This is a genomic window from Rhizobium sp. BK275, from assembly GCF_014193555.1.
Taxonomy (GTDB): Bacteria; Pseudomonadota; Alphaproteobacteria; order Rhizobiales; family Rhizobiaceae; genus Rhizobium.
On record NZ_JACHZL010000010.1, the window covers coordinates 163,484 to 186,091 of the forward strand.

Here is a 22,608-nt window from a genome sequence, read left to right on the forward strand (position 1 = left end):
TCCGGACATCAATCAGGCTTCTTCGAAGCGGACCTTCGCGCAGGCGACGTCGACGCCGGTGCGGCCAGCCGCGCGCTGACAGCGTAGCTCTCGATCCTGTAGCAACGATCCAACGATGCTGCAGCCTACACCGCGCCAATCACGGACTTTTGGGCCAGTTCCGCTTGCGCCATGCGCTCGGCGGCGCGCCTGACCACCGCGTGAAGGCCCGTGTAAAGGAGCTTTGGTCGGGGTAGCCCAAGGCAAACGCAATGTCGGCGATGGGCGCATCCCCCGCTTCGAGAAGATGGCGGGCGCGGGAGAATTTCACATCGTCGATGACCTCTTGACAGGTCGTGCCCTCCACCGCCAGGCGCCGGAATAGATGGCGACGGGACATGCCGAGCTCCTTCGCAATGATCTGGGCATCCATTGGGCCGAACCCCAAACCGATCGCAACCTGCCGTCTGACGAATTCGGAGAAAGGCGCGGCCGCGATTTCGGGAGAATTCGATTTCCGGCGGTGTTCTTCGCGAACAACCGGGCTGGCAAGCCAGTCGGCGGAGAAGAGCACGGCATCCTCAGTGGCGGAGAATCGGATGGGTGCGCCGAAAAAGTCCTGAAACGGTCGCGGGTTCGTTGGCGTGCGCCGGCTGAGATGGACTTCTTCGGGCGACCAGAACGGACCACAGAGCCATTGCATCAAATGGAAGATGATGCCAATCGCGCCGTCAAGGATGAAGTTCGCTCCGGCAAAATCGGAATGCCTCAGATCGAATCCGCAGGCGGCCGTCCTTCCGCTCACCGAAACCGTCGGATACCCGGCCAAGGTGTTGTGCTGGAGCAGGCGAACGAGGTTATTGAGAGCCGTCCTGACATCCGGCCCCTCCGAGGCAAGAACGCCAACCAATCCAAGACCGAGCGGGCGAAAGTCTTCCGCAATCAGCAGTCCGATGTCGGGACGCCCGGTAGCTTGCGACGAGCACGCAAAGAGCTTGCCAAGATCTTCGACGGCAATCCGGTTCTCAGGGTGACCGTAGAGCGCGAGATCAACACCAGCGGCTTCGAAGACAGCCTCAGGGGAATGTCCCAGCGATCGGATGAGCTGGGGCAGCAAAAAAGACGAGCCGACCCTGAAGCTCGCCGAATGGTCAGTAATTCCCCCGTCCATAGTGCCCCCGTCGGGAAGGAATTAAAGCTGTCGATGGCACGAATTGTCAAGACAGAAGTAAAGGCTGCATTCTATGCAATATCGTCTAAGTAAATCTGACCCTGACGCCCGTTGATATTGGCGGAGCCAGCGGGCACGGGGCATTGCTGCCAAGCAGTCTCACCCCACGCACCCGGGTGCAAGGGTGCGGCTAATCCAAATCCTATGCGCTGCTGCGACTCGAAGAGGAGAGGTCGGATGTCGAGGTCGAAACCCAAGCACTACTTGCTAGCGACAGCACTCGGTGCTGCCTTCGCGCTCAGCGCGGCGGCGGCATTGGCCCAGGAGGCACCCGGAACGGCGGGCTCGCCGCATGCGACGACGACCGTCGACGGCCGATATCTGCCGAATCCGCCGCAGGCGTTCAAAGGCGACATTCAAACCAACGCCGCGCAGTCGACGCCGTCCTGGCCGGCTCTGATCGTCCCGCCCAAGGGCGCCCCTAACATTCTCCTGATCATGACCGACGACGTCGGGTTCTCGGCCCCGTCCACCTTCGGCGGCGTGATCCCGACGCCCGCCCTCGACCGCATCGCCAACGAAGGCCTTCGCTACACCAGGATGCACACCACGGCGCTGTGCTCGCCGACGCGGGCCGCGCTGCTCACCGGCCGCAACCACCACTCGGTGGCCACCGGCGTCGTCGTCGACCAGGCGACGGGCTATCCCGGCTATGACAGCGTCATACCGCGCGACGCCGTTGCCATCGGCGAGATCCTGAGGCAGAACGGCTATGATACCTCCTGGTACGGCAAGGACCACAACGTACCGCAATGGGAGGGCACCCAGGCCGGCCCGTTCCATAACTGGCCGACCGGACCGGTCAAGGGGTTTGACAACTACTACGGCTTCATCGGCGACGACACGAGCCAATGGCAGCCGAACAACCTGTTCCGCAACACCACGCCGATCGAACCTTATGTCGGCAACCCCGGCTGGAACCTGATTACTGCCATGGCAGACGAGGCGATCGGGCACGTCAACATGCTGCACGACGTTCAGCCCGACCGTCCGTTCATGATCTATTACGCGCCCGGCGGCACGCACGCGCCGCACCATCCGACCAAGGAATGGGTGGACAAGATCAGCGCAATGCACCTCTTCGATGAGGGCTGGAACAAGCTTAGGGACACGATCTTCGCCAATCAGAAGAAGCTTGGCGTGATCCCCGAGAGCGCCGAGCTCACGGCCTGGCCGGACACCATCCCGCAGTGGGATTCGCAGTCGGCCGATGCAAAGAAGCTCTTCATCCGCCAGGCCGAGATATACGCGGCGTATCTGGCCTACACCGACCACGAGATCGGCCGCGTGATCCAGGCGATCGACGACGTCGGCAAGCTCGACAATACGCTTGTCATCTACATCAGCGGCGACAACGGCGCGAGCCCCGAGGGCACGCTCAACGGCCTGTTCAACGAATACGCCGTCGCCAATGCCGTGAACCCGACCGTCGAACAGAACATGAAGTTCTACGACGCCTGGGGCACCGACCAGACGTACCCGCACTACGCTGTGGGCTGGGCCTGGGCCTGGGACACTCCCTATCAGTGGACCAAGGAGGTTGCCTCCCACTTTGGCGGAACACGTAACGGCATGGCCATATCCTGGCCTGCGCGCATCAAGGACGCCGGCGGCATACGCAACCAGTTCCATCACGTGATCGATGTCGTGCCGACGATCCTTGAGGCAGCGGGCCTACCTGAGCCGGTTTCGGTGAACGGTGTTGCGCAGCGGCCGATCGAAGGGGTGAGCATGGCCTATACATGGGATGACGCGAACGCTCCCGATCGCCGGACGACCCAGTATTTCGAGATGTTTGGCTCCCGCGCCATCTATCACGACGGCTGGATGGCTTCGGCGCCGCCGACAGGGGCACCCTGGATTCTCACCCTGGAGCAGCTTTCGCCGGATGTAATGAACAGCTTCAAGTGGGAGCTGTATGACACCAACAACGACTGGACGCAGAACCACGACCTGGCCGCCGCAGAGCCCGACAAGCTGCGCGACATGCAGCAGCTGTTCATGATGGAAGCGGCGAAGTACCATGTCTTCCCGCTCGACGATACGCGCCTTCAAAGGTTCATCTCGGAGAAGCCCAGCTACGCTCCTGGTCGCACCGAGTTCACCTATACGGGCCGGGTGATGAACGTGCCTTTCCCCGATACAGGCTCGGCGCCGAGCCTGCTCAACAAGTCCTACACGGTCACCGCCGAGATCGACGTGCCGGAGGGCGGGGAAGGCGTGCTGATGACCGATGGCGGCCGGTTCGCCGGCTACGGCTTCTACCTGCTGAAGGGCAGGCCGGTGTTCACATGGAACCTGGTGGACCTGGAGCGGGTCAAGTGGCAGGGCAAGGAGCCGCTCGCAGCCGGCAAGCACATGCTTGAGTTCGACTGGAAGTACGACGGTCCCGGCCTCGGCAAAGGCGGCACCGGCACTTTGAAGGTGGACGGCGTGGTCATCGACAGCCATCCCATGCCGAAGAGCCTGCCGATTACGACGGCCTGGGACGAGACGTTCAACGTGGGCATCGACACCGGAACGTCGGTCGACGACGAGGACTATCAGGTGCCGTTCTCATTCACCGGCAAGATCGACAAGCTGACGGTCAATCTTGGATCGTCCGGGAAGTAGGAAGCCGACGGTGCCGGCAAGGAGTTTTGATGGCTGTCGAAAACCAACAGACGCTGTTGTTCCTTGTTTAAAGGTCAAGACGCCATCGGGAGCTGAATGTCGGCTCCCGATGGCAAATCGGGCTCGAACGTCGGCATTGTGTCAGGTGGCGACGATGCCCACGCCACCTTGATGTCTGCTCTCGAAGTTTCGCAGCCCGAAGCGGACTTTATTTCCCTGTCGGCATGGTCGACAGGCGCACGATCTGATCGCCTGAACGGATAGACGACATTCGATGGGTGACGGCCACTATGGTCAGATCATGGGCAAGATCACGCAGGCCATCCATGATCTGCCGTTCGGTATCCTCGTCGAGGGCGGAACTTGCTTCGTCGAGGACAAGGATCGCCGGGTTGCCGTAGAGTGCCCTTGCGATTGCTATGCGCTGGCGCTCACCGCCCGATAGTTTCAGGCCGCGCTCGCCGACCACTGTTTCGAAACCGTCCGGCATGCTTTCGATACGCTCGAAGATCGAGGCCCGCCGCGCCGCGCCGCGCAGGCGTTCGGGATCGAAGGGGCGGCCGAGAACGATGTTCGACAGAAGCGTATCGTTGAGGAGCACCACGTCCTGCGGTACGACGCCGACATGCGCGAACCAATCTTCGCTGGTGATGCGGGCGAGATCGATCCCATCCGCCAGAATGCGCCCCTCGGACGGTTGCAGCGCCTTGAGAAGCAGGCGAAGGACGGTGGATTTGCCCGAACCCGTCTCGCCTATGATGAAGGTCGGTGTTCCCCTTTCTATGCTGAACGATATTTTCGTAACACTGCGCCCGTTGTCGTAGCGGAACGTCACGTCATCGAAGGTTACCGCCCCCTGCGATGGGCGATAGGCGATCGGATCAGCAGGATCTTCTTCTTCCGGAGCGTGCCACATGGCGGCAAGCGGACGAAACCGGGCCGCAGCCTCCACCGTTTCCTTGATCGCCATTCCGACGAGATGGAAGGGTTCATTCAGCTGAATGAGCAGGGTGTTGAAAAGCACGACTGCGCCGACCGACAGCAGCCCAGCCTCGACGCGGGGAACGACGATCAGAAACGTCATGGCAAGTTGAAACCCGGCCGCGATGCCAAGCCCGGCGGAGAAAAAGCTGCTTGCGAGCGCATAGTGCCGCCAGTTCGCGAAGGCATCGCTTGCGCTTTGGGCAAACCGCTGCGCCATCCACTGTTCGCCGCGTGTCTGACGCAACGTTTCCACGATGGCAACGGCGTTGCCGATGAGCCGCGCGTTCTCCTGGCTCCGTTCCATTGCCGTGTCGAGGAACGGCTTCACGCGCCCGACCCTGATATAATCAAGGCCGATCACCACCGCTCCGTAGATCAGAACGGTCAGAGCGATCTCCCAGCCTATGGAATGGCCGAGAAGGCCTGCACTGAACGTAATCTGGACGAAGCCGGGCAGCAGGCCGCCAATAGCGAGCTGCGTGATGATGTTGAGAGTCTGCGCTCCCTGCTGCTTCGCCTGGCCGATCTCGGCTGCATTGTGGTCGAGAAAGAATGCCGGTTTTTCCGAAGGATGCGGGCAAAAAATGCAGAATTGGCGATAAAGCAAAGTCGCTCGGCGCAGAGAAAAATCAGGAAGCGGGACGCCTGGCCAAACCCGGTCGCAATGGCGAAGAGCAGCGCGTACAGAAGCAATGTTCCAATCGCATCGCCATGTTCGCCCACTGTCGTCAGGTCATCGACGGCGCGGGAAAAGAGATAGGGGGAGGCGATGGAGGCGACTGCCCCGATCATGACAGCGAGGACGACAAGTGCCGTGGTGGTGTGCGCCTGCCGGAAATATTGGGCAACCAGCGAACGCAAGATCGGCATGATCGCAGAGTTTGCGACTGTCATGATCGACTCCAGCTTGGGACGGTTGCGTCTTCGCTATGTTACTTGAATGTTGCCGTCAACTTTAAAGGCGGGCGGCTTCAATCGAAGCTTCGCAGCGGCACGGGCGACCGCAGTGACGGCCACCCCCATTGCCAGCGCTCCGACATCCAGCAGGATTTGCAGGACGGCAACCTTTGGGAACAGGTCTTCCGAGACATATTGCGGTTTCCCTGCGCCATGCGGCGGCAGGGGTACCCGGTCATCGTCAGGGCAACGCGCTGCGAAAGGCTGTGAAAAACTGAGCAAGTTTCTGCTGAGCACTTTTTGTCTAAAGCGTCAGAAAAGGAGCGAGGGCGGGTGGATTCACACCACCATCGCACGGCTGTGCCGGCTATCCTGACTGGACCACGACCCTCATGCTCAGATGGTTATTCCCGTACACCTTTTGTGTCAAGCCTTGTAGATTCCTCGGTCCCATCGTAGTGGATGCGGCTGGCTTCGCCAGCGATTGCGGCGCCAGTTTTCGCCTGATGGCTCCATCCATTGCCGCAGTCGCGAATTCAGCGCAGCAGACAAAGGGCTGGTCGGGGGTTGCTCCGCGAGGACTTGCTTCACTTCATCGACGATCGTGAGCATATCCTGCCGAAGGTCATATCGGATGGCGATCCCAGCGGCGAGGTCGAGCAAACGTAACGCGGGAGTCCGTCGGACTAGGCCGCCGCCCTTTAGTTCGATCAAGGCGGCGTCGATGAGCGCTTGGCTGGCCTCGCTATACTGGTGTTGCAGCACCAAGTTGATCGCTGCAGCCTCTCGATATTCGAGAGGCCGGTAGTTGACCTTGAGGGCATTTGGAGTGCCGCTCCCGCTAGTCGCGGCGGCTTTGGAAACTATCTTGCCCGCATGCGCGATCGGGGTGTGTGACTTGCCCGGATGCGCGATCGGGATGTGTGATGTGAGATGGCTTGGATCGATGCCTTTCGCCCATCGCATATGCAATCGGTGATCAAGATAGTGCACGACGTTGGAGCGGGTGTTGCAATACCATCCTGGCTTCAGGGAGGTGTCTCGAAGGTTGATGTGATTTGGACGTCGCGGTCGGAATTGATTCCAGCGTTGGCCGATCCTCGTTATCGATTCCGACCAGAGTCTCTCCATCAGCGCAGGTGACACCACGGCAGCCGCGAATGTGACGGTGGATCCGACTACCAACGCGCGAATTGCAATGCGGCGCTGCTGATCGACGTACACGGGGTGGGTGACACTGGTCGAGATGCGGGTCGGTATGAGCTGCCACAGCGCCACAGCCAAGTTGGCTCCGAATAATATCACCAGAATGATATTGGTGTCGAAAGGCCGTGCTGCCGTTGGGGTGAGCGCAGATTGCAGCTGCAATGCCTCCATATGGCGGAGGAGGTCAACGATGATAAGGCCAGAATAGCTGACATACGCGCAAACCATGACTCCTAGCAGCACGAGCAGAGCCATGGCGGCGTGACGCCGCCTATAAGAGCGTATCCATCCGGCTTGTCGCGCAAGCGCGAAGCGAGATAGCCCGACGCGGTCGCGGCCGAGCGGCACCGGCGCAAGCCAGATCGGTACATCAATCAAGGGAAGCCGTTCGACGCGGTCGGATGGATCGGGGTCCGACCGTAGAGCCCGGCCCACGAGTTGCCAGAAGCGGGAGCGTTTCATCCCTACGAAGAGCCCGAGCCCAGCGCTAACCGCCAGAAATATCAACGGCGCGATGTCGAGCGTAAAAGGTAATTTGATGCCAAGACCGACATCGAACGAGACCTTCTCGGAGAACCTTGCCGCAATGTCCTTTTGTTTCTTAGGAATGTCTTTGGCAAGGTCATCCAGCCGTTTCAATATTGCAGTAAGCCGCTCTTCGCCCCCGCCCGCACGTTCGAGCTCTCGCTTCAGCTCCGTGCAGCGATCGCGTGTCGTCGTCAGTTTGGTCGAGCATCCTGCCTGATCAAATTCGATTTGCGCGGCTGTAGCATTATCCCGCGTTTTCAGTCTCTCCTTACTGGCAAGCTGATACTGGGCGCGCATCGCGGCAACCTGGGAATCGATGGTCAGGACCTCATAGCGTTGCGAAGAAGCGAACTGCTGACTCGCAATAATTGAGAACAAGCCGAGCAGTAAGCCGGAGCTGACAACAACTATCTGCGTATTCGCCCGCTTCGAAAAATCTTCTGCGCTTTTCATCAGGCTGGATCGGACACTCACTATAATGCCCTCGACTTCGTGACGCCGTGGCGGACTTTCGTTCGCTCTTGCCATTCAACTCTAGGTAAAAAGGTGTCCACACGCAACTATGCTACTTAGGTTCTCGCATCGCCAGCGACCGCTCTAGAGAAAGGCCCCCACGCTCCGCCAGGACCGGAACTAGGGCGATTAATTATCGCACTTTCGCGCTTGAAACCCGCCAGTCCGATCCCGGCCCAAATCGGTCACCGCTCCGTGCGCATGTCTGCTTCTGGCGCAAAGCTGGTGCGATGCGCGCCGCCCCATCCCTCGGACAGGCCCGAGCAGCAGAAGCTGTTTTTCAAGGTTTCATTGGTGTAGCTGGCACCACTTGGCCATGGCGGCTTCAATCGAAGCTTCGCAGCGGCACCAGCGACAGCAGCGCGAAAGTCGAGATCACGGCGCCGGTGATCGCCAGCGGCCAGAGACCGACGGAGATATAGGGAGCGACGGCGGTCGTTCCGAGCGCCGCTATGCCGAGGATCGCTGCGATGACGATGGCCGCGGCACGCGAATGATCGCCGCGGGCAGCCGATATGGCCCGATGAAAGCCGATCGGTCCGCGGATGCCGAAACCGAAATTCAGAACCGCCCAGAGCGGGACGAGAGCGTAAAGGCTGCTTGCGCCCGTGAGTGCATAGGCGAGGATTGCCAGAAAGGCGCAGGGCATGATCGCCGTACCCGCGCGGATCGTCCTCAGCGTGCCGAATTTGGCCGCGAGCCACGCGGAAGAATTCGCTGATAGAATGAAGATGGCGATGCCGCAGACCTGCAGGATGACGAAATCCTCGATGCCCTTGTCGAGCGGGCCGGTCAGGACGGCCGGCAGGCCGAAGACGAAAACGAGGAGCGCGCCGAGCGACAGAGCCTGGCTCGACGCGTAGCTCAGAAATTCGCGATTCTTCAGAACGGCGAGGTAGCTGTGATGATCTTCCATCTGCTGCGGGCGCGGGAAATGGGCACGCTGAAAGAAAACGGCTGCCGATATCAGCGCCGCAGCGGCCGCCAGCAGCACGAAGGAAATCTCCCAGCCTCCGAATTCCAAGAGCCAGGCTCCGGCAATCGGGGCCAGCGCCGGCGCCAGGGACTCGACGGAACCGAGCCGTCCCATGGCGGCTGCCGCCTTGTCGTGCGGATAGAGGCCGTGGATGAAACCGGGCGCAAAGACGGCTGGGCCGGAGCCGAACGCGCCTTGAGCAAAGCGCAGGGCAATCAGCCATTCGATCGAAGGAGATTCCGCTGATGCGAGCGAGGCAATCCCGAACAGGGCGAGCGACCAGATCAGCAGCTTGCGCGGATCGAACCGCGCGCCCAGTTCGCCGAAGGTGAGCAGCCCGACCAGCGTGCCGAAGGCGTAAGCCGCCAGTACGAGCTGGGCGAGCTCGATGCTTCCTCCAAGCTGCCCCGGCAGGCTCGGGACGGCCGGGAGCACCAGATCGGTCCCGGCAATACCGAGAACGGTTCCGCTGGCGATCAGGATGAACAGGAGCGAGGTTTTCGGGCGTGCGGTCATCGGCTCCTTGGTATCAGAGCCAGACCGTGCGACCAATTGCGTCCCGTTGATTTCTGCTATTCAAATGTTTGATCTTTTTGAGGTGTTTTATCAGCGACGTTGGCAAATCTGTCATATACGCTGGCTAGAAGCTGCTGATGGCGCGCACCTTGTCGGGTGACTCGACTGCCGCGCCTTCTTTTTTCCTGGAATGAGACCCATGCAGAACAATCCGGCAGTGATCATCGAGGGCGCCACCGTTGTATTCGGCGACCGTCTGGAGACGGCCTCTGTGCGTATCGAAGACGGCCGGATCACCAGTATCGACGGTCGGCGCGACGGAGCCGACATTGTCGACGGGCGCGGCCATCTGCTCGGCCCCGCTTTCGTGGATATTCATGGCGATGCCTTCGAGCGGCAGGTCATGCCGCGGCCGGGCACGATGCTGCCGGTCGCTGCCGCGCTGCTCGAAACCGACCGCCAGCTTGCCGCCAACGGTATTGCGACCGCCTATCATGCGCTGACGCTGAGCTGGGAGCCGGGGCTGCGCTCGGTCGAGACCGGCTATGCCATCGTGCGGGCGCTCGACGCGCTCACGCCCCGGCTGACGGTGGACAATCGCGTGCAGCTGCGCTGGGAGACCTTCTGCTTCGAGGCGATCGACCTCATCCGCGAGGCGCTTGCCGGCCCGCGCCTGCCGTCGATTGCCTTCAACGACCACACGTCGATGGCGATGCTGCATCCTTCGACGCCGCTGCAGGAGCGGCCCTTCGATCTGGATCCGGCTTTCCCGGTTGTCGATCCCGAAACGCCTGCCTTTGCCGAGAAGATGACGGAACGCGCCAAGCGGGCGAAAATTCCGGTGGCGGACATGGTGGCGCTGGTGCGCAGCATGTGGGCGCGCCGTCCGCAGGTGCCCGATGCGATCGAGCAGGTGGCAGCCCTCGGAAAGGCCGCGGATGCACCGATGCTCTCGCATGACGACAGCCAGATCGAAACGCGCGATTTCTTCCGCGCCCGCGGCGCGCGGATCTGCGAATTCCCGATGAACAGAAGGGTGGCGCGGGCTGCCCGCGATGCCGGCGACTTCATCGTCTTCGGCGCACCGAACGCCACGCGCGGCGGCAGCCATCTCGCCTCGATCGGCGCAGCCGACATGATCCGCGAAGGGCTCTGCGACATCCTCGCTTCAGACTATTATTACCCGGCGATGCTGCTCGGTCTCGCAAGGCTGAAGGCCGATGACGTGGCGCCGCTGCATGCGCTCTGGCCGCTCGTCTCAGGCAATCCGGCGCGCGCCTCCGGTCTTACCGATCGCGGCGTCATCGAAACCGGCAAGCGGGCGGACCTCGTGCTGGTCGACTGGCCTGAAGGTGCTGCACCCGCCGTGCGGAGCACCTGGGTCGGCGGTCGCGAAGCCTATCGCGCCGCACCCGCCGGCGAACTGGCAATGGTCTGATCGCGGCGGCATATCGCCGGACGCTGTAGAACCAGCCGGACAGGGAACAGCGCGCGGCACAGAAAACGTCGCGTAGACCACCCTATCGTGACAAATAGGTTGCGAGAAACTCCGCCGCGCTTCGATGCGCCGCGTCGGCATTCCGGCTTCCCGCTCTCAGGAAGAAGTCGTGCGCGCCGCCTTCGTAAACATCGAGAACAGCCGCGCCTCCAAGCTGACGCGCTTTTCTTTGCAGCTCCCGGCCGATCGACAGGGGAAATGTTTTGTCGGCGCTCCCCCAGACCAGCAGCAGGGGCGGCAGGGGCCGAGCTTGCTGCAGATAATCGTCAGGGAACCCGCCATCGATCAATACCAGCGCGTCAACATCGCTTCGCCCGGCGGAAGCGGCCGAGGCGATTTGAGCGCCAAGGGAAATCCCGAGAATGCCGACCTTGCCGCCGTGCTGCGGTTGATTGTTAAGATAGGTGGTCACGCCTTGAACGGCGGAAATCCAGGCTGGCAGGCGCTGCTTGTAATAGGCAATCCGCGCGTGCGCGCCGTCTGCCGCAGCGATAGCGTCAAGATCCGACACCGACAAGACATGGACAAGATAGGCATCCAGGCCGGCCGCCCTGAACGTCTGCCCGATCTCCTCGTAAACGGGTGCGCCGAAACCCTTGCTGCCGCTGAGGATTAACACTGCCGGACATGTCTTGTTCGCGCAATTGCCGAAACTCTCGACGATTATCTGCCCTCCGGAGGTCGGCACCGTGAACTGCCTGCGCGCTTGCCGGGCGTTGGCGCCCGCTGCGAGAAGGAAAAGGGCCAGGGCGATCAGGGTGATTTTAAGGAGGGGCATGAAGCTATCGAGTCCGCTTGCGTGGCGAATAGGCTGATCGAAGCGATACGCATTCCCCTGTCTTTTTCAACCCTGAACAGCCGCGATAATCGGCGTTGCGGCCCTGTCGGATATATCTGATGCAAGATACCTTGCATAACAAGGTAGCTTGCTATATCTTCGACGCAAATCAGGGGCTGATATGACCGATTCAATCCAGATCCAATTGCGGAAGGGCGTGCTCGATCTCTGCGTCCTTGCCGTGCTTTCGCGAGGCGAGAGCTATGGCTACGAGATCGCGAGCACCCTCGTTACCGCCGTGGGCATGGGTGAGGGCACGATCTATCCCCTGATGCGCCGAATGCAGACGGAGGGGCTGGTTGCCACGCGCATCGTCGAGTCCAGCAGCGGGCCGCCCCGCAAATATTACCGGCTGACGCCGCTCGGCCAGACGGTTTTCGAGGCGCATCGCAGCGACTGGCGCTCCTTTGCTGCCGGCGTGGATAAACTTCTTGAGGATTTATCATGAGCAAGGACAAGTTTCTGCAGGAGCTGAGACGCGGGCTCGCCGGTCTTCCGCCGCAGGAGGTCGAGGAGATCGTCGGCGACTATGCGGCCCATTTCGCCGAATCCGCCGCCCGCAACCGCAATGAAGCGGAGGTCATCGCCGCGCTCGGCGATCCCGCCAGGATTGCCCGGGAGCTCAGGGCCGATATCGGGCTGCGGCGTTTCGAGGACAATTGGACCCTGTCCAATCTCCTTGCGGCAACGATGTCGCTCGCGGGTCTCGCCGTGGTCGATCTTCTTCTTCTGCTGCCATTGCTCATTCTGACGGTCCTGCTGGCGGCCGGGCTTGCCATCGGCCTCGTTGGCGTCGGTGCCGTCGGTTTGAAAATCATCGTCACCGCCTTGCTGTTCCAGCCGATGGTAGCCGTGACGGATTTCCTGGGGCGCCTGTTCATCGGCGCCGGGCTCGTCTGCGTGCTCATTGGCGGGGGCGCTTTGCTTCTGATGGGATTGGGGGCGGGCATCCGTGCGCTCGGCCACTATGCCCGCCTGCATTTCCGCCTGTCCCAGCTGGGCCGGCAGGAAGTCTGAAACGTTCGAAACACCTCATGGAGGGTACTGGGCGATGGCTCGAAAACTGGCATTCTTTGCAACGACCGGATTGATCGGCGCTGCCGCTTTTCTGGCGCTGGGCGTGGCTCTCTCGGGGCCGGGCTGGACAGACGCCTTGCATGCGTGGAGCGGAAAAGCCTCCTGCGTGGCGAGCGCCTCCGACCGCCAGCAGGTCACGCTGCCCTTCACGGCAAGCGACAGCCTGGTCATCAACCTGCCGGCCGCCTCGGTCCATTACCAGCCGGGCGATAAGGCGCAGGCCGTCATCAGCGGTAACCCCGCCTTGCTCGAGCATGTGCGCGTCGAAGGTGACGAGCTGAGCCTGGATTGCGAGCCCGGCTGGTTCGCATCTCCGCTCGATGTCAAACTGTCGGGACCGGCGATCACCAAGTGGGAATTGCTCGGCAACGGCGATCTGACCCTGTCGCAGATCGACCAGCCGAGGCTGCAGTTGAGCATCGAAGGCAGCGGCAACTCTTCCGCATCGGGAACCGCCGACGCGGTCGATCTGACCATTTCGGGCTCCGGCTCGGCACGGATGCAGGATCTGACTGCAAAATCCGTGCAGGTGAATATTTACGGCAGCGGCGATGCCAGGATGACGGCACAGGCCGATGCGGATGTTTCTATTTCCGGCAGCGGCAATGTCGAGCTGTTCGGGAACCCGGTTCTGCGCCGCTCGGAGATCAGGGGCAGCGGCCGCATCCAGCAAATGCCGTAGGTCTGCGGCGGCTCGTCACCGGGAAGCGATCATCTGCCTCTCCGCTGCGGTGAGCGGGCGGGTATGAACCGTTTCAGCCGAAACCTCTCGCCTTCAAGCCCGCGATGACTTCGTCCGAGACCTGGCGCAATTCCTGTCGGGAGGCGCCGTCGCGTGCCTGGATGGACAGGCCTTGCAGGACCGCGACAAGATAGCGGGCGAGGGAGAGGGCGCGTTCAGGATCGAGCCAGTGCCCGAGCGTTTCTGCGATCATCTCCCGCATTGTGTTTCGCCGCTCGGCCAGTTCGCGCGCCAGTTCCGTATGGTCAGGCCCGCACTGGATCATGCCGCTCGAGATCATGCAGCCCCGCTCTCCGGCGGGGTCGATGACGGCATCGATTGCCTTGTGAAGCAGCGTTTCGATTGTCTCGTGAAGGGTCGTGGTGGGTTTGATATCCCACACCGGCCCCCGCAGGCCGAAATAGCGTTCGAGCGCCTCGCGGTAGAGCCCCGCCTTGCTGCCGAAAGCCGAATAGAGACTTGGGGGTGCGATGCCGATTGCGGCCGTTAGGTCGTTCAGCGAGACACCTTCGTATCCATGCCTCCAGAAGAGCCGCATGGCGATGTCGATCGCCTCATCCCGGTCGAATGTTCGCGGGCCGCCGCGGCGTGTTTTCACAACCTTATCCATAGCGATCACTAAAGACTGCTTGACAGCAAAAGGCAAGCCGTTAGTTTTTAGTGATCACTAAACATAAGGATTTTGACATGGTAAGAATGTTGCGCGGAATTTGGGTGGTGGTTCTGCTGATGGGCCTGTCTTCCATGGCGATGGCCGCGGAGAAAAATTACACGGTGAGGGCGCCTGATGGCCTCGAGATCGCGGTTCAGGAATCTGGCGATCCCGCCGGGCCGGCGATCATCTTCATCCACGGGCTGCTCGGCAGCCATCTGAACTGGGACATGCAGCTCGGCAGCGACAAGCTGCAGAGATATCGGCTGATCACCTACGATCTGCGCGGCCACGGTCTATCCGGCAAGCCTGATGATGTGGAGGCATATCGCGACGGGCGCCGCTGGGCCGACGATCTCTCGGCGGTCCTCAAGGCGACAGGCGCGAAAAATCCTGTTCTGGTCGGCTGGTCGCTCGGCGGCGTGGTTATCTCCAACTATCTCGCCGCCTATGGGGACGGCGACCTTGGCGGCGTCGTCTATGTCGACGGCGTCATCGAGCTCAACGCTGCGCTGATCACCGCTCATCCTGAGGTCTATGCGGGCATGGCGTCGGATGACCTGCGGGTGCATCTCGATGCGGTGAAAACCTTCCTGGGCCTGTGTTTCGAAATCAAGCCCGACACGGCGACCTTCGAGCGCTTGCTGTCAAACGCCGCGATGGCTTCGTGGACCATGACTCGGACCGTCCCTTCGATGACCGTTTCCGCCGGTTTGCCTAGGGCGAGCGTGCCGGTTCTGCTGCTCTATGGCGGCGAGGACGTTCTGGTCAATGTCGAGCCGAGCATCGCAAGAGCGCGGGCGCTCAATCCGGCGATTCAGACGAAGATCTACGCGAAGTCGGGGCATGCGCCATTCCTGGAAGAAGCGCCGCGCTTCAACCGTGATCTGGCAGAGTTCAGGGACGCGGTTGCCGGCAACTGAATTTGGAGAGAGGGGGCGGGCAGGGTGCTCGCTCCCTTTGCGCCTTGTCCGCCTACGGCGCAAAGCAACCGTCAGGTTGCAGCCCCGCGCCCGAGTGCTGCCGATTGCTGCAGGGTGATGGCATGGCGGAGGGGGTCGGCGTGGCGGTGCGCAAGCCGCCACTCGCCGCTCTCGCGCTGGTAGACGAGCGTTACCCGCAAGGCCCAATCCTGTGCGGGCAGGCCGCCGACTTCGACATTCGCGCGCTCGACGACGACAAGCACGATCATGTCGGTGCCGGCATAGGTCTGGATAACCTCCTGTTTCAGCGTGCCGTTCTTGAAGAAGCGGCTCATGCCGTCCCAGGTCTTTTCGGTAATGTCGGCCTCGCGCGAAGGCGGGCCACCGAAAGGTGACATCAGGGTGAAATCCTGCGTGCGCGGCACAAGCGCCCGGTAGGCGGCGACATCGCCCCGCATCAGTGCAGCATTGGCTTCCTCCGATATCAGGGCAAGATCAGCCGCCTGCAGAGATGCCCGGCTGCTGACTGGACCGGCGACCAGGGAAGCGAGACCGGCCGGGCCGGCGACGAGGAGGGATCGACGAGACGGTGACATGGCATGTCCTTTCCAGGTCTGGAGTTCAAAAACGCGGCTGCGAAGCCCGCGCTTCAGACATGCCCGGTTCCCGATGCTGAAGCCAATGATATGATTTCAGCGATATGCTGAATGAAACTGATCTCTCGCGCGCCGATCTCAATCTCCTCGTGCTTTTCGAAGCCGTCATCGAGGAGCGCCATGTCGGGCGTGCCGCCGACCGGCTGAACATCTCACCGTCAGCTGTCAGCCACGGGCTTGCACGCCTGCGGCGCATGCTCAACGATCCGCTGTTCGTGAAGACGCCCAGAGGCGTGGTGGCGACGGCCCGGGCGATGGAGCTTGCCACACCTGTTGCCGAGATTCTTGCCAGGGTGCGAAGCGTGATTGCGACGGCCGAGCCCTTCGATCCGGCAAGGTCGCGCCGCCGGTTCACGCTCGGGGCGCCGGATGGCGTTTCTGCGGTCTTCCTGTCCTCGCTGCTCTCGGGATTGGAAAAAGCGGCGCCTGAGGTCGATATCAGCATACGCCAGTTGCTGCCGGAGCAGGGCGAAAGCGCGCCTGCGCGGGCCTGGCGTGGTGCGTTTGCCGATCTGGAGGCCCGCGCCATGGATATCGCCGTCGTGCCTGCCGATGATATCCCGGCGCGCTTTCATAGTCTCACGCTCTATGAAGAGGATTTCGTCATCGCCATGCGCGCCGGCCATCCCTTCGCGCAGGAGGCGACGCTCGACCGCTATGTCGGGATGCGGCACCTCGTCGTGTCGCTTGGTGGCGATCCGCACGGTTTCGTCGACACGGCGCTCGAACAGCGGGGCTTGAACAGGCGGATGGCGCTGACGGTGCCGAACTTCATGTTCGCGCTCGCCATAGCCGGCGAGAGCGACATGCTCGTCGCCGTTCCCCGGCGCTTCGCCGCAATTTACGCCTCGCGCTTCGGCCTGACGACGGTCGACGCGCCTTTGCCGCTGCCGCGTTTCCGACTGAGCGCGGTCGCCCCGCGCGCCGCGATGATGGATGCCGGGCTGAGCTGGCTGTTCGGGATGCTGCTGTCGGCGTGTGGGGAGGGGGCGGACTTGAGTTCTGTCTGATCCGGCATTTCGGTGTCTTCTTGCGAGTTATTTTGTTGCGAGGTTTCTGGGTGGTGCGGCCCACCCCAACCTCCCTCATTCCTGTGCTTGTCACAGGAATCCAGCAGCCGCGTGTCCACGCGGCGGAAGACTCGTATGCGACAAACGAAAAAGCCTCTCCTGCCCAAGGACTTGGGCAGACTGGATTCCTGTGACATCCCTCGTGCCAGCACGAGGAGGGAATGAGGGGAGGTGGTGGCGCCGACCGCTGGAACAGGGACGTTGTAGTCTCCGCTGCTGCCTCAAGAGAGATGTCGTCGTCAGCCGCAAAACTTGGCCGATCCCCGGTATTTTTTGGCAGCTTCGCGAAATCCGGCCCCCGCCCGGAATGCTAGTCTCGCCCCACTTGCTTCCATTTCGAAAGGCCGCTGTCATGCTTCTGGATCGTTCCCGTCTGCCCGTCGTCTTCATCCGCACCGATGCCGATGAAGAAACCTCCATCAACGATCAGATCGAGGCTCTGCTGGAGGAGCGGCGGCCGTTCGTGCTGGTCACGGATCACGCGCCTGACGATCACGAGAACGAGACGCAGGAGGAGCGCAAGGAGCGGGCGCTGTTTTTCAAGAAGATCAAGGACCGGATGAGGGCCTATTGCCGCGGCATGATCGTCATCGACGGCGGCAGGCCGATGTCGCCCGCGGTCAAGATCGCGGCTGTCACGGCAGGAAAGGCGTTTGGCTTCGCGATCGTCTTTGCGGCAGATGAGGAGGAGGCGGAGCGGAAGGGGCGGAGCCTCATCGGCAGCAGGGACGATGCGTGGTTACTCTGACCTCCGGCGTCTGTGATAGAGCAATACGCCATCGGTTGAGTTTGCCTGCGAGGATCGGCAATGAATATTCAGGATAGATTTGACCCCTCCGTGATCGACGAGGTGTCGCGCCCGGCCTTCAGTTTCATTACCGAGACGAGTTTCGTCGGCGAGTCCGAACCGCATCGCCATGGCAAGGCGCAGCTGCTTTACGTGATGAGCGGCGTGCTGACGATGAGGGCGGCCGGCGGTGTCTGGACGGTGCCGCCGAATTGCGCGCTGTGGATTCCGGGCGGCGTCCCCCATAGCGGTCGCGTGGCCGGCCATATCAAGATCGGCAATCTCTATATCGACGCGAGATTGACCGGTGGCCTGAAAGATGAATGCGGCATTCTCTTCGTCCAGCCCTTCCTGCGCGAGCTGATCTTCCGTCTGGAGCCGCGTCATGACAGTCCTGACATGGCGCCTGAACGGCTTCACCGTCTGGTCGGCGTTCTCTTGGATGAGCTCAGCGCAGCACCGCTCGAGCCGATCCACCTGCCGATGCCCGCAGACCGCAGGCTGCAGCGGCTCACCGAGGCGATGGTCGCAGAGCCCGGCCTGCGCTTCACCATAGACGAATGGGGTGCGCGGGTCGGCGCGAGCAACCGGACGCTCAGCCGGCTGTTCCAGCGGGAGACGGGCATGTCCTTCGTGCGCTGGCGACAGCAGCTGCATATCGGCGTCGCGCTGCAGCGCCTTGCGGCGGGGCAGCTCGTGACCGTCATTGCCGGCGATCTCGGCTATGAAAGCGTCAGCGCCTTCATCGCCATGTTCCGCCGCATGCTCGGAACGACGCCGACGCGCTATTTCAGCGATCAGTTGCTGGCGAGCCCCCACAGGCTGGAAATCACGGCGGATTGGCGCGCGGAGCCGGGCGATGATGGCCCTGATCATGCGAAGGGTCCGGCGTCCAATCTGGTGCCGTTCAGGCGAGAGCCGAATTGATGTTTCCTGGCGAGCCCTAGAACAGCAGATCCGCATTGTCATGAGACCGCTTGAGGGGCCTGCCTTCCTGAAAACGGCACGGACCCGGGCGGACTTGCGTTGCCTGCAGCACCGCGACATCGCCTGAAGGGCTGATGTGAAGCGCAGACAGGATATTCGTCGCGAAGGCGCCGGTATCGATGGCGATCCGGTTCGGGAAGATCTCGACGCGTTCGCTTGCGGTGATTGTGTGCCCATGGACGACGATCTTGCCGAAGGAGACGCTGGCGTTCAGGAACTCGTCGCGAATCCACATCAGCGTATGCGCGTCCTGCTTGGCCAGGGGAATGCCGGGTTTCAGGCCGGCATGGACGAGGATGTGGTGGTCGAGTTCGACATAGCGCTCGGCAGCGCGCAGGCATTGCAGGCGCTCGTCTCCAAATCTGCGGCGGATCTCGTCTGCGGTGATGGCTGCCTCAAGCGGCAGGCCATAGGACAGCATCGTCTCGCTGCCTCCGAGGTCCCGCCAGTGGTTCACGAGATCTGCCTGGACGGCCGGGTCCGTCTCGCCGAGAATACGAAGAGGCAGGGCGTCGTGGTTGCCGCGTATCAACTTCGAGCCCGGTCTGTCGCGCAGCGTCCGGATGACGAGATCCATCGCTTTGCGGCTCTCCGGCCCACGGTCCATGATATCGCCGAGGAAGACGATCCGGTAGTCGATCGCTTCGTCGCGCGCCTTGCCGGCAATGCCTGACAGCATTTCCTCCAGCAGGTCGGCACGCCCGTGGACATCGCCGATGGCGAATGTGTGCAGAGAAGCGTTCCCGGTCATCGATGGCTCCGTTGTGGCCTTCGGTATGACATTGTTTATGCGCTGCGCCAAGCGGGAGAAAACGGAGACCGTGACGAAGATGGATGTGATGCTGCGAAGCGTTCGACACCCAATCTCGTGCCGTTCAGACGGGACAGGTGAGCGGGCGCATGCGCGCCGCTTTCGCCGACTGCCTGATGCGTCATTTCAAAATCTCAGAGCGTATTCCTGATGACGCCGACCCAGGCGTGACGGGGATCGGCGATCTTGCCGTTGTTCGTGACATAGGTCGTCTTGGTCACGGAGTCCGACACATTGCCGCCGATGACGTCGACTTCGCCGGGCCGGATCGCGACGACGATATCGGCATGGCTGCAGAAGAAGCCGTCCCTCTTTCGAAGCGCCGTCAGCGCCCCGTCGAAGGTTTGCGGTGGCGTGCCGCATCCCGTGCCCGATCGGCCGGCCCAGATCAGGTCTCCGAGCTTCAGATCGGTTCCGGCCGGTTTCTCGATCGTGATCTTGGGATTTCCGGCTCTCATTCCCTTCAGGATCTTCTGGCAATAGCCGTAGTGACCTTCGCTGTAGGGAAAGTCGTCTCCGGCATTGGCCGCCTTGAAGCAGAACGAGATGAAAGCGGCAGACCATGGCTTGTTCGTCAGGCCGTTGCGCTCGGGCCGGTCCACCACCACCCAGTAGTCGTGCACAAATCCCACAAAGGGCTGGTTTCTCTCCAGCCCCGCGATTGCCTTCGGCCTGTGAAGGGGTGCTGCAGAAAATCCCCATCTTTCCCATTCGTCAGACGCGACTTTGACAAGTTCCTCGTTAAACGACATGGCGCTCTCCCTCACACAAAATCCTGTTTCGATGCGCTCCAATGCTTGCCGGTCAGGACCGCTCCCGCTTTATCCAAAGCGGCCTTCAAGGTCTTGATGCGGTCGGGATAGGCAATCGAGCCGAGTGCCAGCAGGGCATCCCGCGTGCCCGTCCCAAGCGCCTGGCGGATCGCCGGATATTTTGCCCGTCCCTGGTGCAGAATGTCACAGACGATGGCGCATCGATCCGCGGCTCGCCCGTCAAGCCCGAGATTTCGGTCGGCTGCCGCCATCTTGTCCTTGAAGGTCCCGATCATATGAAAGGCCTGCAATGCCTGGGCGGCCGGATGGTTGGCCGTCCAGTGGATGAACTTGGCGGCTGCGATGACTTCGTCATCCTCGATATGCGTGGTCGTGGGGTTGAGATAATTCATCAGGGGCTTCGTCGAATTCGCGTTTTCGAGCTGAACTTCCCCTGTCGTCGAGAGCCTGACGATGCGGCCGCCTTTGACCATCAGGTCCGGAAAATAATCCCTGGCCTCGGGTCGCCCCAGCATGTCGCGGAAGTAGACGACAAAATCGCCGTCCGGCACATGCGCTGCGAATTGGCCGAAGCCGAAGGTGAATTTGGCGCGATCGTAGGTGTTGAGCGTCAGGTAGTTGCCGCCCTCGCATTTCGACGTCGGCTCGATGAAGTCGGCCCAGAATCCGAATGCTGGTCTCTGATCCGCGGCGGAATAGAGCAGCTTCGGGAGGCCGTTCGTCGGAACGTTGAAAAGCCCGTGGAAATCCTCGCCCGAGCTCCTGTCCCGGAAATGGGTCGACAGCCCGATGAAAAACGCTGCCGCGCCGTCGGCTTTTGCCTTGTAGGTCCTGTCATTGCGTTCGATTACGAATTCGATTGCCATCGACGCCCCCTCTGATCGAGACACGTGGAAGATTGGATGTTTCGTCGTCCTTAAATTCTGCAATTTCGTAGGTTGCGGCAGGTTCGCTGCTGCTCACCCGCCTTTCTTGACGATCCGCCACCTGGCTTGCCCGATCGCCTGGCGATTGGCGATCTTTTCGGGCGGAGTTCCGGTGAGGACAGCCTTTATGTCGTCGCGCATCTGCGGGAAGACGCGGTAATATTGATGGTTTTCCGGCTCCGACGGCGCGAGGATGGCGCTGACGTCGACAGCCGATACCTTGTCGCTGATGGTACCCATATTGTCGGGGCCGTCTGCGCCGAGGCGCGGCCCGTTGAATTTCGTGCCGTTGCTGAGCGTGCTGAGGATCCAGTCCTTCTCGGAATAATAAACGGTGATCGACCGGCAGATCCGCGGCAGAAACTTGAACTTTTGGGGATCGTCGAAGGCGTCGGCATCTTCGTCGGCTGCGGCCAGGATCACCTTGTCGAAATAGCGGCGCAGGGGAGATGACGATGCGCCGTCGAGCGAGGTCATAGCATTGACGGCCGACAGCGTCGGGGAGATGGGGTCAGGCAGTTTCATCAGCGCCTGCAGCGCGTTTCGCATCACGTAATTGCCCATGCTGTGACAGATCAGGTGAATGGCCTGGTCGCAGCGATCTTCTTCGTTGAGCTTGTCGACGAAATCGCTGAGGCGCCGCAGGGTTCTGGCGATCGCGACGCCCGATGCCGCCGCGATCCTGCGGTCATGGGCGTAATCGCCGAAGGGTGTGGGTATGGGCAGGAGCGAGGCGAGCGACGGCCAGGAGAAGACGAACATGTTGACGTCGAGCCCGTAAAAGGCGCTCAGCCAGCCGGCGCGCTCGATGGAATCGACGAAACTGTTGCTGAAGCCATGGATGAAGGCGATCGTCGGCTTGTTGTCGGTCTTCATCGAAGCGCGGATGGCGTCGAAGATCGTGTCGCTGCCGAGCGTGGGCGCCTCTCCCTCGGCGAAGAGGAGCTGCTGGTTGGCGACGGCGAGCGAGCCCGGCACGAGCACGTTGGTCTTCTTGGACAGATTGACGTCGACCTTGGCGCTGCCGTAGCGCACATCGATGCCGCTGGTCGGCCCGAGTTCCGTGCCGAAGCCGATGATGCGCTGATGCTGCGGATCGGCTGGATCGAGCAGCGGCTGGCGATTGGTCGCGAAGTAGACCGTCTTGATCATGATCCTCTCCGCCCCAGATGGCGCGACCGTTTTCAGGGTATTTTTCCGCTTTTCCGTGCATCTTGGTTTTTACGCAATTCCAGACGCAAAACCTGAGCGTACTTTTGCTGGAGTGGCTCTGGAAAGCGTCGTCTTCAATCTTGCGCTTTATGCTCACCGCAGCAGAATGTCCGCCGCAGCAGATCCTCGGGACAAGCCCACTGCTGTCCGGTTTAAGTTTAGCCTATTGGCAGAGGGATTTGTCGTGGGTCTGATCTTGTTGCAGGCGGTTGC

22 protein-coding genes are annotated in these 22,608 nt (G+C 61.6%); 10 read left to right on the forward strand and 12 right to left on the reverse strand.

Annotated features, from left to right (window positions below; genetic code table 11):
• Window positions 1–139: 139 nt before the first annotated feature.
• Window positions 140–1,150: an AraC family transcriptional regulator gene (locus FHT82_RS27875; protein ID WP_183735943.1), complete on the reverse strand. Its 1,011-nt coding sequence runs from the start codon at window positions 1,148–1,150 to the stop codon at window positions 140–142.
• Window positions 1,151–1,387: 237 nt separating this feature from the next.
• Between FHT82_RS27875 and FHT82_RS27880 the strand changes: the two genes are divergently transcribed.
• Window positions 1,388–3,823, forward strand: a complete 2,436-nt coding sequence (locus FHT82_RS27880; RefSeq protein WP_183735944.1) for an arylsulfatase — start codon at window positions 1,388–1,390, stop codon at window positions 3,821–3,823.
• Window positions 3,824–4,031: 208 nt separating this feature from the next.
• On the opposite strand, the gene FHT82_RS27885 is transcribed toward FHT82_RS27880, so the two are convergent.
• From FHT82_RS27885 to FHT82_RS27895, 4 genes are all read right to left on the reverse strand, one after another.
• The gene (locus FHT82_RS27885; protein ID WP_348647669.1) at window positions 4,032–5,294 is read right to left on the reverse strand and encodes an ABC transporter ATP-binding protein; all 1,263 of its coding nucleotides are present in this window, start codon (window positions 5,292–5,294) and stop codon (window positions 4,032–4,034) included.
• A complete protein-coding gene (locus FHT82_RS30610) occupies window positions 5,210–5,701 on the reverse strand; it encodes an ABC transporter transmembrane domain-containing protein (RefSeq protein ID WP_348647667.1) in 492 nt (163 codons plus the stop codon). The genes FHT82_RS27885 and FHT82_RS30610 overlap by 85 nt, the downstream gene beginning before the upstream one ends.
• 429 nt (window positions 5,702–6,130) lie before the next feature.
• On the reverse strand, window positions 6,131–7,891 hold the full coding sequence (locus FHT82_RS27890; protein WP_183735945.1) for a hypothetical protein: 1,761 nt from the start codon (window positions 7,889–7,891) through the stop codon (window positions 6,131–6,133).
• Between the two features lie 385 nt (window positions 7,892–8,276).
• Complete coding sequence (locus FHT82_RS27895; protein ID WP_183735946.1) at window positions 8,277–9,443, reverse strand: MFS transporter; 1,167 nt, start codon at window positions 9,441–9,443, stop codon at window positions 8,277–8,279.
• Between the two features lie 199 nt (window positions 9,444–9,642).
• Between FHT82_RS27895 and FHT82_RS27900 the strand changes: the two genes are divergently transcribed.
• Window positions 9,643–10,881, forward strand: coding sequence for an alpha-D-ribose 1-methylphosphonate 5-triphosphate diphosphatase (locus FHT82_RS27900; RefSeq protein ID WP_183735947.1), 1,239 nt, complete (start codon window positions 9,643–9,645; stop codon window positions 10,879–10,881).
• Window positions 10,882–10,963: 82 nt separating this feature from the next.
• Here FHT82_RS27900 and FHT82_RS27905 read toward each other — a convergent pair whose 3' ends face one another.
• Window positions 10,964–11,719 (reverse strand): dienelactone hydrolase family protein, encoded by a 756-nt coding sequence (locus tag FHT82_RS27905; RefSeq protein WP_183735948.1) that lies wholly within the window; start codon window positions 11,717–11,719, stop codon window positions 10,964–10,966.
• A 181-nt stretch (window positions 11,720–11,900) separates the two neighbouring features.
• Between FHT82_RS27905 and FHT82_RS27910 the strand changes: the two genes are divergently transcribed.
• From FHT82_RS27910 to FHT82_RS27920, 3 genes are read left to right on the forward strand one after another with little or no spacing between them, the layout of a single operon-like run.
• Complete coding sequence (locus FHT82_RS27910) at window positions 11,901–12,227, forward strand: PadR family transcriptional regulator (RefSeq protein ID WP_183735949.1); 327 nt, start codon at window positions 11,901–11,903, stop codon at window positions 12,225–12,227.
• Window positions 12,224–12,796, forward strand: coding sequence for a DUF1700 domain-containing protein (locus FHT82_RS27915; protein WP_183735950.1), 573 nt, complete (start codon window positions 12,224–12,226; stop codon window positions 12,794–12,796). The genes FHT82_RS27910 and FHT82_RS27915 overlap by 4 nt, the downstream gene beginning before the upstream one ends.
• Window positions 12,797–12,830: 34 nt before the next feature.
• Entirely contained in the window at window positions 12,831–13,538 is a 708-nt protein-coding gene (locus tag FHT82_RS27920; protein WP_183735951.1) for a head GIN domain-containing protein, read from the forward strand.
• A 73-nt stretch (window positions 13,539–13,611) separates the two neighbouring features.
• Here FHT82_RS27920 and FHT82_RS27925 read toward each other — a convergent pair whose 3' ends face one another.
• Window positions 13,612–14,208: a TetR/AcrR family transcriptional regulator gene (locus tag FHT82_RS27925; protein WP_183735952.1), complete on the reverse strand. Its 597-nt coding sequence runs from the start codon at window positions 14,206–14,208 to the stop codon at window positions 13,612–13,614.
• 77 nt (window positions 14,209–14,285) lie between these two features.
• On the opposite strand from FHT82_RS27925, the gene FHT82_RS27930 reads away from it, so the two are divergent.
• On the forward strand, window positions 14,286–15,173 hold the full coding sequence (locus FHT82_RS27930; RefSeq protein ID WP_183735953.1) for an alpha/beta hydrolase: 888 nt from the start codon (window positions 14,286–14,288) through the stop codon (window positions 15,171–15,173).
• Between the two features lie 71 nt (window positions 15,174–15,244).
• On the opposite strand, the gene FHT82_RS27935 is transcribed toward FHT82_RS27930, so the two are convergent.
• Window positions 15,245–15,769: a DUF4440 domain-containing protein gene (locus FHT82_RS27935; RefSeq protein ID WP_183735954.1), complete on the reverse strand. Its 525-nt coding sequence runs from the start codon at window positions 15,767–15,769 to the stop codon at window positions 15,245–15,247.
• A gap of 104 nt (window positions 15,770–15,873) precedes the next feature.
• Here FHT82_RS27935 and FHT82_RS27940 point away from each other — a divergent pair, with 104 nt between their 5' ends.
• The 3 genes from FHT82_RS27940 to FHT82_RS27950 all read left to right on the forward strand — a co-directional run bounded on the left by FHT82_RS27940 (window position 15,874) and on the right by FHT82_RS27950 (window position 18,613).
• A complete protein-coding gene (locus FHT82_RS27940; RefSeq protein WP_183735955.1) occupies window positions 15,874–16,839 on the forward strand; it encodes a LysR family transcriptional regulator in 966 nt (321 codons plus the stop codon).
• 412 nt (window positions 16,840–17,251) lie between these two features.
• Entirely contained in the window at window positions 17,252–17,647 is a 396-nt protein-coding gene (locus tag FHT82_RS27945) for a hypothetical protein (protein WP_183735956.1), read from the forward strand.
• 60 nt (window positions 17,648–17,707) lie between these two features.
• Window positions 17,708–18,613 (forward strand): helix-turn-helix transcriptional regulator, encoded by a 906-nt coding sequence (locus FHT82_RS27950; RefSeq protein ID WP_183735957.1) that lies wholly within the window; start codon window positions 17,708–17,710, stop codon window positions 18,611–18,613.
• A 16-nt stretch (window positions 18,614–18,629) separates the two neighbouring features.
• Here FHT82_RS27950 and FHT82_RS27955 read toward each other — a convergent pair whose 3' ends face one another.
• The 4 genes from FHT82_RS27955 to FHT82_RS27970 form a co-directional block, all read right to left on the reverse strand.
• Window positions 18,630–19,424: a metallophosphoesterase gene (locus tag FHT82_RS27955; protein ID WP_183735958.1), complete on the reverse strand. Its 795-nt coding sequence runs from the start codon at window positions 19,422–19,424 to the stop codon at window positions 18,630–18,632.
• A gap of 194 nt (window positions 19,425–19,618) precedes the next feature.
• Window positions 19,619–20,236: a DUF2272 domain-containing protein gene (locus FHT82_RS27960; protein WP_183735959.1), complete on the reverse strand. Its 618-nt coding sequence runs from the start codon at window positions 20,234–20,236 to the stop codon at window positions 19,619–19,621.
• Between the two features lie 11 nt (window positions 20,237–20,247).
• The gene (locus tag FHT82_RS27965; protein ID WP_183735960.1) at window positions 20,248–21,123 is read right to left on the reverse strand and encodes a hypothetical protein; all 876 of its coding nucleotides are present in this window, start codon (window positions 21,121–21,123) and stop codon (window positions 20,248–20,250) included.
• A 93-nt stretch (window positions 21,124–21,216) separates the two neighbouring features.
• Window positions 21,217–22,335: an alpha/beta hydrolase gene (locus FHT82_RS27970; RefSeq protein ID WP_183735961.1), complete on the reverse strand. Its 1,119-nt coding sequence runs from the start codon at window positions 22,333–22,335 to the stop codon at window positions 21,217–21,219.
• Between FHT82_RS27970 and FHT82_RS27975 the strand changes: the two genes are divergently transcribed.
• Window positions 22,328–22,608 (forward strand): hypothetical protein (locus FHT82_RS27975; RefSeq protein ID WP_183735962.1); only part of this gene is annotated, 281 nt, incomplete at its 3' end. The genes FHT82_RS27970 and FHT82_RS27975 overlap by 8 nt on opposite strands.